The 12,553-nt window shown below is 68.7% G+C and carries 12 protein-coding genes; 11 read left to right on the top strand and 1 reads right to left on the bottom strand.

The genetic code is table 11. From position 1 onward, the window contains the following. Nucleotides 1-5 precede the first annotated feature (5 nt). From AC1PZ7_RS10570 to AC1PZ7_RS10550, 5 genes are all read left to right on the top strand, one after another. Nucleotides 6-800 (top strand): TPM domain-containing protein, encoded by a 795-nt coding sequence (locus tag AC1PZ7_RS10570; RefSeq protein ID WP_482359424.1) that lies wholly within the window; start codon nt 6-8, stop codon nt 798-800. Between the two features lie 14 nt (nt 801-814). Further along, entirely contained in the window at nt 815-1,447 is a 633-nt protein-coding gene (locus AC1PZ7_RS10565; RefSeq protein ID WP_482359423.1) for a TPM domain-containing protein, read from the top strand. A 76-nt stretch (nt 1,448-1,523) separates the two neighbouring features. Further along, nucleotides 1,524-3,356, top strand: a complete 1,833-nt coding sequence (gene ilvD / locus AC1PZ7_RS10560) for a dihydroxy-acid dehydratase (protein ID WP_482359422.1) — start codon at nt 1,524-1,526, stop codon at nt 3,354-3,356. Between the two features lie 94 nt (nt 3,357-3,450). After that, the gene (locus AC1PZ7_RS10555) at nt 3,451-3,753 is read left to right on the top strand and encodes a zinc ribbon domain-containing protein YjdM (RefSeq protein WP_482359421.1); all 303 of its coding nucleotides are present in this window, start codon (nt 3,451-3,453) and stop codon (nt 3,751-3,753) included. Nucleotides 3,754-3,956: 203 nt separating this feature from the next. Then, nucleotides 3,957-6,029 (top strand): ATP-dependent helicase, encoded by a 2,073-nt coding sequence (locus AC1PZ7_RS10550; RefSeq protein ID WP_482359614.1) that lies wholly within the window; start codon nt 3,957-3,959, stop codon nt 6,027-6,029. Between the two features lie 129 nt (nt 6,030-6,158). Here AC1PZ7_RS10550 and AC1PZ7_RS10545 read toward each other — a convergent pair whose 3' ends face one another. After that, nucleotides 6,159-6,386: a helix-turn-helix domain-containing protein gene (locus tag AC1PZ7_RS10545; protein ID WP_482359420.1), complete on the bottom strand. Its 228-nt coding sequence runs from the start codon at nt 6,384-6,386 to the stop codon at nt 6,159-6,161. 97 nt (nt 6,387-6,483) lie between these two features. Here AC1PZ7_RS10545 and AC1PZ7_RS10540 point away from each other — a divergent pair, with 97 nt between their 5' ends. Genes AC1PZ7_RS10540 through mnhG form a run of 6 tightly spaced genes read left to right on the top strand, consistent with a single transcriptional unit; the run spans nt 6,484 to nt 12,523 of the window. Beyond that, nucleotides 6,484-9,393 carry a monovalent cation/H+ antiporter subunit A gene (locus tag AC1PZ7_RS10540; RefSeq protein WP_482359419.1) on the top strand — a complete coding sequence of 970 codons (2,910 nt, stop codon included), beginning with the start codon at nt 6,484-6,486 and terminating at the stop codon, nt 9,391-9,393. Further along, on the top strand, nt 9,393-9,743 hold the full coding sequence (locus AC1PZ7_RS10535) for a Na+/H+ antiporter subunit C (RefSeq protein WP_482359418.1): 351 nt from the start codon (nt 9,393-9,395) through the stop codon (nt 9,741-9,743). The genes AC1PZ7_RS10540 and AC1PZ7_RS10535 overlap by 1 nt, the downstream gene beginning before the upstream one ends. Next, nucleotides 9,740-11,389, top strand: coding sequence for a monovalent cation/H+ antiporter subunit D (locus tag AC1PZ7_RS10530; protein ID WP_482359417.1), 1,650 nt, complete (start codon nt 9,740-9,742; stop codon nt 11,387-11,389). Before AC1PZ7_RS10535 ends, AC1PZ7_RS10530 begins: the two co-directional genes overlap by 4 nt. Beyond that, a complete protein-coding gene (locus AC1PZ7_RS10525) occupies nt 11,386-11,886 on the top strand; it encodes a Na+/H+ antiporter subunit E (RefSeq protein ID WP_482359416.1) in 501 nt (166 codons plus the stop codon). Before AC1PZ7_RS10530 ends, AC1PZ7_RS10525 begins: the two co-directional genes overlap by 4 nt. Then, the gene (locus AC1PZ7_RS10520) at nt 11,883-12,164 is read left to right on the top strand and encodes a K+/H+ antiporter subunit F (RefSeq protein ID WP_482359415.1); all 282 of its coding nucleotides are present in this window, start codon (nt 11,883-11,885) and stop codon (nt 12,162-12,164) included. The genes AC1PZ7_RS10525 and AC1PZ7_RS10520 overlap by 4 nt, the downstream gene beginning before the upstream one ends. Beyond that, nucleotides 12,161-12,523 (top strand): monovalent cation/H(+) antiporter subunit G, encoded by a 363-nt coding sequence (gene mnhG, locus AC1PZ7_RS10515; protein WP_482359414.1) that lies wholly within the window; start codon nt 12,161-12,163, stop codon nt 12,521-12,523. The genes AC1PZ7_RS10520 and mnhG overlap by 4 nt, the downstream gene beginning before the upstream one ends. Nucleotides 12,524-12,553 lie beyond the last annotated feature (30 nt).

The following is a 12,553-nucleotide window of genomic DNA, read 5'->3' as shown; positions in this document are numbered from 1 at the left end:
GCGCCATGCTCGCCCGTACCGCCCGCCCGTTCGTCCTCGCGCTGGTGCTGCTCGCCGGCGCGCTGGCCGGGCTGGCGCGCGCGGAGTTCAGCTTTCCGGAGCTGAGCGGCCGGGTGGTCGACGCGGCCGGCATCCTCGACGCCGGCCAGCGCGCCGCGCTGGAGGCCAAGCTCGCGGCGCAGGAGGCGAAGACGACCGACCAGTTCGTCGTCGCCACCGTGCCCTCGCTCGACGGCACCTCGGTCGAGGATTACGGCAACCGCCTGTTCCGCCATTGGCAGCTCGGACAGGCGGAGAAGAACAACGGCGTGCTGCTGCTCGTGGCGCCCAACGAACGCAAGGTGCGCATCGAGGTCGGCTACGGGCTGGAGGGCGTGCTGCCCGATGCGGTGGCCAGCACCATCGTCCAGACCGCGATCATCCCCGCCTTCCGCTCCGGGGACTTCGCCGCCGGCATCGACAAGGGCGCCGACGCGATCATCGAGATCCTCAATCTCGACCCCGCCGAGGCCGAGGCCCGCGCGCGGCAGGCGCAGGAACCCGCTCTGACGGCGGATGACTGGATCTTCCTCCTGTTCTTCGCGGCGATGTTCCTGTTCTGGGGCTATGTGATCTATCGGCAGATCCGCTACGGCCGCTCGCGCACCGCCCGGCGCGGCAGCGGAGCAGCGGCGGCCGGCGGCGCATCGGGCTGGGAATGGAACAACCGCTCCTCCGGCGGCGGCTGGTCGAGCGGCGGCGGCGGGTTCTCCGGCGGCGGCGGCTCATCGGGCGGCGGCGGCGCCTCGGGGAGCTGGTAATGGGCGAAATACGGATGGACGCGCCGGAACCGGACGTCCTCACGCAGGCGCAGCGAACCGCACTCGCCAAAGCCATCGAACGGGCGGAAGCCGGCACGGCCGGCGAGATCCGCGTCGTCATCTCCCGTCGGCCACTGATCGGCCATCCCTTCTACGCGCTGATGTGGGCGGCCCTCGTCGCGCTCGCCCTGCCCTGGCCGGTCGCGCTGCTGCTGCACGTCGACATACCGGAGTTGCTGGCGCTGCAGGCCGGCTGCTTCGTGCTCCTCGGCGCGCTGCTGGCGTTCACCCCGCTCGGCCGGCGCTGCATCCCGCGCGCGGTGCAGCAGGCGGCGGCGCGCAGCGCGGCGATCGATCATTTCCTCGGCTTCGGCATCCACCAGACGCGTGGACGCACCGGCGTGCTGATCTTCGTCGCCCTGCCCGAGCACCGCGTCGAGGTCGTGGCGGACGAGACCATCCACGCCCTCGTCGGTCCTTCGGCATGGACGGATGTCTGCGCCCGCGTTCTCGCCGGCGCGCGCGACGGGCGACTGGCCGAAGGGCTGGAGGACGCCATCGCCGAGGCCGGGCGCCTGCTGGCCCGGCACGCGCCGGGCGACGGCGCCGACATTGACGAATTGCCGAACCGCATCGTGCTGCTGTGATCCACCCGCAGGGGTAAGAGGTTGCGCACGCGCCGCCTCGGGAGCATAAGCCCGCCAAGAAGATTGGAGGAATTCCATGCCGCCTTATCGCTCACGCACGACCACCCACGGCCGCAACATGGCCGGCGCGCGCGGCCTCTGGCGCGCCACCGGCATGAAGGATGGCGACTTCGGCAAGCCGATCATCGCCGTGGTCAACTCCTTCACCCAGTTCGTCCCCGGCCATGTCCACCTGAAGGATCTCGGCCAGATGGTGGCGCGCGAGATCGAGGCGGCCGGCGGCGTCGCCAAGGAATTCAACACCATCGCGGTCGATGACGGCATCGCCATGGGCCATGACGGCATGCTCTATTCGCTGCCCTCGCGCGAACTGATCGCCGACAGCGTCGAGTACATGGTCAACGCCCACTGCGCCGACGCCATGGTCTGCATCTCCAATTGCGACAAGATCACCCCCGGCATGCTGATGGCCTCGCTGCGCCTCAACATCCCGACCGTGTTCGTCTCCGGCGGCCCGATGGAAGCCGGCAAGGTGGTGCTCGGCGGCAAGCAGAAGGCGCTCGACCTGGTCGACGCCATGGTCGCCGCCGCCGACGACCGGATCAGCGAGGCAGACGTCGCGGTCATCGAGCGCTCGGCCTGCCCGACCTGCGGCTCCTGCTCGGGCATGTTCACCGCCAATTCGATGAACTGCCTCACCGAGGCGCTTGGCCTGTCGCTGCCGGGCAACGGCTCGACGCTGGCCACCCATGCCGACCGCAAGCGGCTCTTCGTCGAAGCTGGCCACACCGTCGTCGACCTCGCCCGCCGCTATTACGAGCAGGACGATGCCGGCGTGCTGCCGCGCTCCATAGCCACCTTCGCCGCCTTCGAGAACGCGATGACGCTCGACATCGCCATGGGCGGCTCGACCAACACGGTGCTGCACCTGCTCGCCGCCGCGCATGAGGGCGAGGTGCCCTTCACTATGGCCGACATCGACCGGCTGTCGCGCCGCGTGCCGGTGCTGTGCAAGGTCGCCCCGGCCGTCGCCGACGTGCATGTCGAGGACGTCCATCATGCCGGCGGCATCATGGGCATTCTCGGCGAACTCGACCGCGCCGGGCTGATCGACACCTCCGTCAGCACCATCCATGCCCCGACCATGGCCGCCGCGCTCGATCATTGGGACGTGAAGCGCAGTGCCAGCGAGGCGGTGCACGAATTCTTCCGCGCCGCGCCGGGCGGCGTGCCGACGCAGGTCGCGTTCAGCCAGTCGGCCCGCTACGACGACGTCGACCTCGACCGCGCCAAGGGCGTGATCCGCGATTACGAGCACGCCTTTTCCAAGGATGGCGGCCTCGCCGTGCTCTACGGCAACCTCGCCGAGGATGGCTGCATCGTGAAGACGGCGGGCGTCGACGAGAGCATCCTGAAATTCACCGGCACCGCCACCGTGTTCGAGAGCCAGGACGACGCCGTCTCCGGCATTCTCGGCAACCGGGTGAAGCCGGGCCAGATCGTGCTCATCCGCTATGAGGGCCCGCGCGGCGGGCCGGGCATGCAGGAAATGCTCTATCCGACCAGCTATTTGAAGTCGAAGGGCCTCGGAAAGGCCTGCGCGCTGATCACCGACGGGCGCTTCTCGGGCGGCTCCTCGGGCCTGTCCATCGGCCATGTCTCGCCGGAAGCGGCCGAGGGCGGCACGATCGGGCTGGTGCGCGAGGGCGACACGATCGAGATCGACATCCCGAACCGGCGCATCCACCTCGCCGTCGACGACGCCGAGCTGGCCGCCCGCCGCGAGGCGCAGGAGGCGCATGGCTGGAAGCCGGCCGCGCCGCGCAAGCGCAACGTGACCACCGCGCTCAAGGCCTATGCCGCGCTCGCCACCAGCGCCGCCAAGGGCGCCGTCCGGCAGGTGCCCTGACGCAACCGAGCCAAGTGGCGGAACGGAAGGCGGGGCCCGCAGCTCCGCCTTTTTCGCTTCGCCATCCTGCAGATGACCACCAATGGAGGCCAACATGGCCGACGAAGACGATTCCTATGTCTATGACGAAGCGACCGGCGAATGGCGGCCGGCCTCGGAAATGAAGGCGGCGGCCGCCGCCGCGCTCGAGGTACGCGACGCCTCCGGCAATGTGCTGGCCGACGGCGATTCCGTCGTCCTCATCAAGGACCTCAAGGTCAAGGGCGCCGGCCAGACCCTGAAGCAGGGCACGGTGATCAAGACCATCCGCCTGACCGACAATCCGGAAGAAATCGACTGCCGCTTCGAGGGCATCAAGGGTCTCGTGCTGCGCACCGAGTTCGTGCGCAAGCGCTGAGCCCTCAAACTAGCGTCATCCCGGACGGCCGAAGGCCGATCCGGGATCGTGTGCAGATTGGAGAGCGATCCCGGCTCTGCGGCTTCGCCTTCGGCCGGGATGACGATACGGGACGCTCGGCACGTTGCTCCCGCCACGGTTGCGAACAAAACGGGAAACGTGCTCACTGCGATCTCGTCCGGTCGCCAGAGATTCGTTTGCCGATGCAGCCCGCCGCCTATCTCGACAAGCTGAACCCGGCCCAGCGGCGGGCGGTCGAGCACGGCGTCGCCGGTCCCGGCGAGCCCGCCGGCGGACCGCTGCTGGTCATCGCCGGGGCGGGATCGGGCAAGACCGACACGCTCGCCCACCGCGTCGCCCACCTCATGGTCAACGGCGCCGATCCGCGCCGCATCCTGCTGCTCACCTTCTCGCGCCGCGCGGCGGCGGAGATGACGCGCCGTGTCGAGCGCATCGCCGCGCGCGTGCTCGGCCCCGATGCGCGCGCGCTCACCGAGGGGCTCACCTGGGCCGGCACCTTCCACGGCATCGGCGCCCGGCTGCTGCGCGACCACGCGCTGCAGATCGGCCTCGACCCGAATTTCACCATCCATGACCGCGAGGACAGCGCCGACCTCGTCAACCTGGTCCGCCACGAACTCGGCTTCTCGAAGACCGAAAAGCGGTTCCCGGCAAAGGGCACGCTCCTCGCCATCTATTCCCGCGCGGTGAACGCCGAGCAGCCGCTGGAGGAAGTCATCGGCCGCGCCTTCCCGTGGTGCGCGGGCTGGAATGCCGAGATGAAGGCGATCTTCTCCACCTATGTCGAGGCCAAGCAGCGCCAGAACGTGCTCGATTACGACGACCTGCTGCTCTACTGGGCGCAGATGATGGGCGAGCCGGCGCTGGCCGCCGAGGTTTCCGGCCGCTTCGACCATGTGCTGGTCGACGAATATCAGGACACCAACAGGCTGCAGGCCTCGATCCTGCTGGGCCTGAAGCCGGACGGGCGCGGCCTCACCGTGGTCGGCGACGACGCGCAGTCGATCTATTCCTTCCGCGCCGCCACGGTGCGCAACATTCTCGACTTTCCGGGGCACTTCACCCCCCGCGCGGACACCATCATGCTGGAGCAGAACTACCGCTCCACCCAGCCCATCCTCGCCGCCGCCAATGCGGTGATCGACTTCGCCAGCGAACGCTACGCCAAGAACCTGTGGTCGGACCGCGCCTCCGGCGAGCGGCCGGTACTGGTCGGCGTGCGCGACGAGATCGAGCAGGCGAACTTCGTCGCCACCCGCGTGCTGGAGAACCGCGAGGACGGCATCGCGCTCAAGTCGCAGGCCGTACTGTTCCGCGCCGCCCATCACAGCGGGCCGCTGGAAGTGGAGCTGACCCGCCGCAACATCCCGTTCGTGAAGTTCGGCGGGCTGAAATTCCTCGATTCCGTCCATGTGAAGGACGTGCTCGGCGTCCTGCGCTTCGTCGAGAACCCGCGCGACCGCGTGGCGGGCTTCCGCGTGCTGCGCCTGCTGAGCGGCCTCGGCCCGGCCACCGCCGGGCGCATCCTCGACGCGGTCGACGGCGCCGGCGCGCTGCTGCCGGCGCTGGAAGCCGTCACGCCCCCTCCCCGCGCGGAGGAGGAATGGCCCGCCTTCCTCGCCATGGCGCGCGCGCTGAAGGCCGGCGCCGCCGGCTGGCCGGGCGAGCTCGACCTCGCGCGGCAATGGTACGAGCCGCTGCTCGAACGCCTGCACGAGGACGCCGCCAGCCGGCAGGCCGATCTCGTGCAGCTCGCCCAGATCGCCGCGAGCTATCCCTCCCGCGCCCGCTTCCTCACCGAGCTGACGCTCGATCCGCCGGACGCCACCAGCGCCGAGGCGGGGCCGCCGCATCTCGACGAGGACTATCTCATTCTCTCTACCATCCATTCGGCCAAGGGGCAGGAGTGGAAGTCGGTCTTCGTGCTCAACGTGGTGGATGGCTGCATTCCCATCGACCTCGGCGCCGGCACGCGCGACGAGATCGAGGAAGAGCGCCGCCTGCTCTACGTCGCCATGACGCGCGCCAGGGACAGCCTCAATCTCATGCTGCCGCAGCGCTTCTTCACCCATGGTCAGGCGGCGCGCGGCGACCGCCACGTCTATGCCGCCCGCACCCGCTTCATTCCCCCCACCATCCTCGGGCGCTTCGCCACCGCCTCCTGGCCACCGGCCCAGCCGGACGCCCCCGGCGCCCGCCCGGAAGCCGCCGCGCGCATCGACATCGGCGCCCGCATGCGCGCGATGTGGAAATAGAGCCCCAGCCTGATCACAACCGACCTCATCCTGAGAGGCCGCCCCATAAAGCCCCCTCATCCTGAGAGGCCGCCCCATAAAGCCCCCTCATCCTGAGAGGCCCGGCCATGAGGGAAGGAGGATGGCCTCTCAGCGGATACGCACGCCCGGCCCATATTCGCCGGGCGGCAGCAGCATCACGCCGGCATCCTGCAGGGTGCTGATCAGCAACGTCTCCGTGCCCCGATGCAGCACGTGACGATGCCGCTCGAAGTCGCGGACAGTACTGCGGGAAACGCCTGCACGGACGGCCAGACGCTCTTGCGTCCAATTGAGCAGTCCGCGTGCGGCGCGGCATTGTTCGGGCGCCAAATCCATCGCTTCTGCCTTGCGTAGAGACGACCAAATCAACCATAATGGGCGAAATCACGCAAGGCCCCGAGGAAATCTGCCCGCAGGGAGGCTCCCGCTACCTATGTCAAATGGCACGCTCCTCCTCGTCGCGCTGGCCCTGCCCTTCATGGGCAGCCTGCTCGCGGGGTTCCTGCCGACCCACGCGCGAAACGCCGCGGCGGTCCTGGCCGGAAGCGTGGCCATGGCGGGCATCGCCATCTCGGTGTGGCTCTACGCACCGATCGCCGATGAAGGGCCGGTGCGGCTCTCGCTCACCTGGCTGCCCATGCTTGGGCTGGACTTCACGCTCCGGCTCGACGGGCTTTCCTGGCTGTTCGCCATGCTGATCTTCGGCATCGGCGCGCTGGTCGTGCTCTACGCGCGCTACTACATGTCGCGCGAAGACCCGGTGCCGCGCTTCTTCTCCTTCCTGCTCGCCTTCATGGGCTCGATGATCGGCGTAGTGGTATCGGGAAACCTAGTACAGATCGTCTTCTTCTGGGAACTGACCAGCCTGTTCTCCTTCCTGCTCATCGGCTACTGGCATCACAGCACGACCGCGCGCGACGGCGCGCGCATGGCCCTCACCGTGACCGCCGCCGGCGGCCTGTGCCTGCTGGTCGGGGTGCTGCTGGTCGGGCGCATCGTCGGCAGCTACGACATCGACCGGGTGCTGGAATCGCGCGACCTCATCGTCGACAGCGCTCTCTACGTTCCCGCGCTGGTGCTCATCCTGCTCGGCGCCTTCACCAAGAGCGCGCAGTTCCCCTTCCATTTCTGGCTGCCGCATGCCATGGCGGCGCCCACCCCGGTCTCGGCCTATCTGCATTCCGCCACCATGGTGAAGGCCGGCATCTTCCTGATGATGCGGCTCTGGCCGGTGATGGCGGGCACCGATGCCTGGTTCTATCTGGTGGTGCCGGCTGGGCTGGTGACGCTGCTGCTCGGCGCCTTCATCGCCATCTTCCAGCAGGACCTGAAGGGGCTGCTCGCCTACTCGACCATCAGCCATCTCGGACTGATCACGCTGCTGCTCGGCCTCGGCAGCCCGCTGGCGGCGGTGGCGGCGGTCTTCCACACGCTGAACCACGCCATCTTCAAGGCATCGCTGTTCATGGCGGCCGGCATCATCGATCATGAGACCGGCACGCGCGACCTGCGCAAGCTGAGCGGGCTCTACCGCTACATGCCCTTCACCGCCACGCTCGCCATGGTCGCCGCCGCCGCCATGGCCGGCGTGCCGCTGCTCAACGGCTTCATCTCCAAGGAGATGTTCTTCGCCGAGGCGGTCGCCGACCATACCGGCTCGCTGCTCGACGACAGCCTGCCCTATTGGGCGACGCTGGCCGGCGTGTTCAGCGTCACCTATTCGCTGCGCTTCATCCTCGGCGTGTTCTTCGGGCCTCCGCCGATCGACCTGCCGCGTCGGCCGCACGAGCCGGCGCACTGGATGCGCTTCCCGATCGAGTTCCTGGTGCTGATCTGCCTGATGATCGGCATCGTGCCCGGCCTCACCGTCGGCCCGTTCCTCGCCACCACCGTCAAGGGGCTGCTGAACGGCACCGCGCCCTATTACAGCCTTGCGCTCTGGCATGGCTTCACCCTGCCGCTGCTGATGAGCTTCATCGCGCTGGTCGGCGGCGTGGTGCTCTATCTGGCGCTCCGCCGCTATCTCGAAAGCGGCGTAGAGGGGCCGCCGATCCTGCGCGAGTTCAAGGGCCAGCGTATCTTCGAGAAGGTGCTCGTCACCCTTTCCTGGCAATGGGCGCGTGCGGCGGAAACCGCGCTCGGCACGCGGCGGCTGCAGCCGCAGATGCGCATCGTGGTGGTGATGGCGGTGGTCGCGGCGCTGGCGCCCTTCGTCGCCAATGGAGCCGTCGGCACCGGCAGCCTGCCGGGCACGCCCGTCGCACCGGCCTTCGCGCTGCTCTGGGCGATCGGGCTCGCCTGCGCGCTCAGCGCGGCCTACCAGGCCAAGTATCACCGCTTCGCCGCGCTGGTGCTGGTCGGCGGCGCCGGCCTCGTCACCTGCGTCACCTTCGTCTGGCTCTCGGCCCCCGACCTCGCCGTCACCCAGCTCCTCGTCGAGATCGTCACCACCGTGCTGCTGCTGCTTGGCCTGCGCTGGCTGCCCAAGCGCATCGAGGAGGTGTATCCGACCCGCCCGCCGCTGAAAGTGCTGCTGCGCCGCTATGCCGACCTCGCCATCGCGTGCTCGCTCGGCGGGGTGTTGGCCTTCCTGTCCTATTGCCTGATGACGCGACCGCTGCCGGAGAGCGTGTCGCGCTTCTTCGTCGAGCGCGCCTATACGGAAGGCGGCGGCACCAACATCGTCAACGTCATCCTGGTCGATTTCCGCGGCTTCGACACGATGGGCGAGATCGTGGTGCTGTGCCTTGCCGCGCTCACCGTCTTCGCGCTGCTGCGCCGTTTCCGCCCGGCGCCGGAGAGCATCGCCTCACCCGAGCAGCAGCGGCTTCAGGACGCCTTCGACGAAGCCGCGCCCGACCGCTCGCCCGGCGACACCGTGACCGACTACATGCTGATCCCGCGCCTCATCATGCACTGGCTGTTCCCGGTGATCGCGGTGATGGCGGTCTATCTGTTCATGCGCGGCCACGATCTGCCGGGCGGCGGCTTCGCGGCCGGCATCACCCTCTCCATCGCCTTCGTGGTGCAGTACATGGCAAGCGGCGCGCGCTGGGTGGAGGACCATCTACGCGTGCTGCCGCTGCGCTGGATGGGCATCGGCCTGCTCACCTCCTGCGCCACCGGCGTCGGCTCGTGGTGGTTCGGCTATCCTTTCCTGACCTCGCATTTCCAGTATGTCGAGCTGCCCTTCATCGGGAAGATGCCGGCGGCCTCGGCGCTGCTGTTCGATCTCGGCGTGTTCGCCCTCGTAGTCGGCGCCACGGTGCTGATCCTCATCGCCCTCGCCCACCAGTCGCTGCGCAGCACGCGCGCCGCGCAGGCGGCGGAAGGAGGCGAGTGATGGAGATGATCCTTTCCATCGGCATCGGCGTCTTCGCTGCCTCCGGCGTGTGGCTGATCCTGCGCCCGCGCACCTACCAGGTGATCGTCGGCCTGTCGCTGATCTCCTATGCGGTGAACCTGTTCATCTTCGCCATGGCCGGAGGCGGGCTGCGCATCGACGCACCGCCCATCCTCAAGAATGGTGGGGTGGGCGATCCGTCCGCCGTGGCCGACCCGATCCCGCAGGCGCTGGTGCTCACCGCCATCGTCATCGGCTTCGCCATGACCGCGCTGTTCCTCGTTGTCCTGCTCGCCGCGCGCGGACGCACCGGCACCGACCATGTCGACGGACGGGAGCCGGAACGATGACCCCCGTCCTCGACCACCTCGCCATCCTACCGATCCTGCTGCCGCTCGCGGTCGGCGCCTTCATACTGCTGTTCGACGAGCGCCGGCGCCTTCTGAAGATGGTGCTGAGCCTGTTCACCGTCTTCGCGCTGCTCGCCATCGCCATTACCCTCGTCGTGATGGGGATTCTGCCGAGCGACGATCGCTGGTCGACGATCTTCGTCTATCCGCTCGGCAACTGGCCGCCACCCTTCGGCATCGTGCTGGTGGTGGACCGTCTCGCCGCGCTGATGCTGCTGCTCACCGCGCTGCTCGGCTGCGCGACGCTGCTCTTCGCCATGGCGCGCTGGCACAGGGCGGGGCCGCGTTTCTACACGCTGTTCCTACTGCTGCTGACCGGGCTGAACGGCGCCTTCCTCACCGGAGACCTGTTCAACCTGTTCGTCTTTTTCGAGATCCTGCTGGCGGCCTCCTACGGGCTGGTGCTGCACGGCTCGGGCACGGCGCGGGTGCGGGCGGGACTGCATTACATCCCGATCAACCTCGTCGCCTCTTCGCTGTTCCTGGTCGGCGTCGCGGTCATCTATGGCGTCACCGGCACGCTCAACATGGCCGATCTCAGCCGGATCGTGCCGACGCTGCCGCCAGAGTCGCGGACACTCATGGAGGCGGGCGCGGCCGTGCTCGGCATCGCCTTCCTTGTGAAGGCCGGCATGTGGCCGCTCAGCTTCTGGCTGCCGACCACCTATGCCGCCGCCTGCGCGCCCATCGCCGCCATGTTCGCCATCATGACCAAGGTCGGCGTCTACGTCATCCTGCGCCTGTTCCTGCTGTGCTTCGGCGACGAGGCCGGCGCCTCGGAGGAGTTCGGCGCCCTCTGGCTGTATTATGGTGGCATGGCCACCATCGCCTTCGGCGGCATCGGCGTGCTCGCCTCGCAGTCGATGCAGCGGCTGGGCGGCTATGCCGTTCTGGTGTCGTCGGGCACGCTGCTCGCCGCCATCGGCACCGGCAATAGCGCGGTGATCTCCGGCGCCCTCTACTATCTCGTCGCCTCCACCTTCGCGATCAGCGCCTATTTCCTGCTCGTCGAACTGATCGAGCGCGGCCAGGCCGCCGGCGCCGACGTGCTGGCCGTCACGCTCGAGATCTTCGGCGATCCGGAGGAGGACATCGAGGACGAGGACGAGGAGGTCGGCGTCGCCATCCCCGCCACCATCGCCGTACTCGGCGGCGCCTTCGTCGCCTGCACGGCGCTGCTCGCCGGCCTGCCGCCGCTGTCCGGCTTCATCGCCAAATTCGCCATGCTCTCGGCGCTGATGAACGAGGCCGGCGACATCCCCGCCTCCGCCTGGGCATTCGTCGTGCTGCTCATGGCCTCGGGCCTGTGCACGCTGATCGCCATGACGCGCAACGGCATCCGCACACTGTGGGTGCCGGCGGAGAACGAGATTCCGCGCGTGCGCGCCATCGAGGCCATCCCGGTCGGCGTGCTGCTCTTCCTGTGCGCGGCGATGACGGTGCTGGGCGGGCCGACCATGCGCTACATGGAGGCGACGGCGCAGATCCTCTACTGGCCCAGCGAATATGCCCGCGACGTGCTCGGCCCGGGCACGGGCGGCCATGCCGTGGGCGGGCATCCGAAGGTCACGGAGGGCGCGCCATGACAGCCCTCATCAAGCGCATCCTGCCCCATCCCCTGCTGTTCCTTGCCCTGCTGGCGATGTGGCTGCTGATGACCCAGAGCCTGTCGCCCGGCCAGTTCCTGCTCGGCGCGGTCGTCGCCTTCGGCGGCTGCTGGACGATGGTGGCGCTGGACCCGCCGCCGGTGCGGCTGCGCCGGCCGGTCGCCGCGATCCGCCTCGCCGGGCGCGTCTTCGTCGACGTGTTCCGCTCGAACCTCGCCGTGGGCAGCATCATCCTCGGCCATGAGGACCGGCGCACCCATTCCGGCTTCATGAGCCTGAGGCTCGACCTGACCAGCTCCTACGGCCTCGCGGTGCTCGCCATCATCCTCACCTGCACGCCCGGCACGCAGTGGGTGCGCTACGATCCCTCGCGCCGCGTGCTGCTGCTGCATGTGCTCGACCTCGTCGACGACCGGGAATGGGTGCGCACCATCAAGGGGCGGTATGAGGGGCTGCTGATGGAGATCTTCGAATGAGCGTCGCCATCCTCGGCTGGTCGATCACGGCGGCACAGGTGCTTCTCACCTTCGCCATGGGCTGCGCGGCGCTGCGCTTCATCCGTGGCCCGCGGGCGCAGGACCGCATCATCGGCCTCGACACCTTCTACGTGAACGCCATGCTGATCCTACTTACCCTCGGCATACGCAGCGGCGCGACGCTCTATTTCGAGGCGGCGCTGATCATCGGTCTGCTCGGCTTCGTGGGGACGGTGGCACTCGCCAAATTCCTCATGCGCGGCGAGGTGATCGAATGAGCCAGGCGCCCGATCTGCCGCTCTGGGCGGCGCTGCTGGTCTCGTTTTTCCTCGTCGCCGGGGCGCTGGTCACGCTGATCGGCTCGATCGGCCTGTGGCGGCTGCCGGATTTCTACGCCCGCCTGCACGCCCCCTCGCTCGGCGCCACGCTCGGCACCGGCTCGATCCTGGTCGGCTCGATGATCTGCTTCTCGGTGCTGCAGAGCCGGCCGCTGGTGCACGAGGTACTCATCGCCCTCTTCATCACCATCACCACGCCGGTGACGCTGATGCTGCTGGCCAGCGCCTCGCTCTATCGCGACCGGGCCGAGGGCGACGACAGCGCCCCCCGGCACGACCCCGAGCCGACCGAGCTCTGAAGGTCCCGGCGGCCGGGCCGCGGCGCTGGG

Source organism: Ancylobacter sp. TW_SC_1 (assembly GCF_056836805.1).
The sequence above is the reverse complement of the archived record's forward strand: the minus strand, read 5'-3'. Positions and strand labels throughout refer to the sequence as shown.

Bases quoted from the DNA above. Each gene is read 5' to 3' on its own strand.
- AC1PZ7_RS10565 (WP_482359423.1), top strand. From the start codon at position 815: ATGGACGCGCCGGAACCGGACGTCCTCACGCAGGCGCAGCGAACCGCA.
- AC1PZ7_RS10525 (WP_482359416.1), top strand. From the start codon at position 11,386: ATGACAGCCCTCATCAAGCGCATCCTGCCCCATCCCCTGCTGTTCCTT.
- mnhG (WP_482359414.1), top strand. From the start codon at position 12,161: ATGAGCCAGGCGCCCGATCTGCCGCTCTGGGCGGCGCTGCTGGTCTCG.
- AC1PZ7_RS10535 (WP_482359418.1), top strand. From the start codon at position 9,393: ATGGAGATGATCCTTTCCATCGGCATCGGCGTCTTCGCTGCCTCCGGC.
- AC1PZ7_RS10555 (WP_482359421.1), top strand. From the start codon at position 3,451: ATGGCCGACGAAGACGATTCCTATGTCTATGACGAAGCGACCGGCGAA.
- AC1PZ7_RS10550 (WP_482359614.1), top strand. From the start codon at position 3,957: ATGCAGCCCGCCGCCTATCTCGACAAGCTGAACCCGGCCCAGCGGCGG.
- AC1PZ7_RS10520 (WP_482359415.1), top strand. From the start codon at position 11,883: ATGAGCGTCGCCATCCTCGGCTGGTCGATCACGGCGGCACAGGTGCTT.
- AC1PZ7_RS10545 (WP_482359420.1), bottom strand. From the start codon at position 6,386: ATGGATTTGGCGCCCGAACAATGCCGCGCCGCACGCGGACTGCTCAAT.
- ilvD (WP_482359422.1), top strand. From the start codon at position 1,524: ATGCCGCCTTATCGCTCACGCACGACCACCCACGGCCGCAACATGGCC.
- AC1PZ7_RS10540 (WP_482359419.1), top strand. From the start codon at position 6,484: ATGTCAAATGGCACGCTCCTCCTCGTCGCGCTGGCCCTGCCCTTCATG.
- AC1PZ7_RS10530 (WP_482359417.1), top strand. From the start codon at position 9,740: ATGACCCCCGTCCTCGACCACCTCGCCATCCTACCGATCCTGCTGCCG.
- AC1PZ7_RS10570 (WP_482359424.1), top strand. From the start codon at position 6: ATGCTCGCCCGTACCGCCCGCCCGTTCGTCCTCGCGCTGGTGCTGCTC.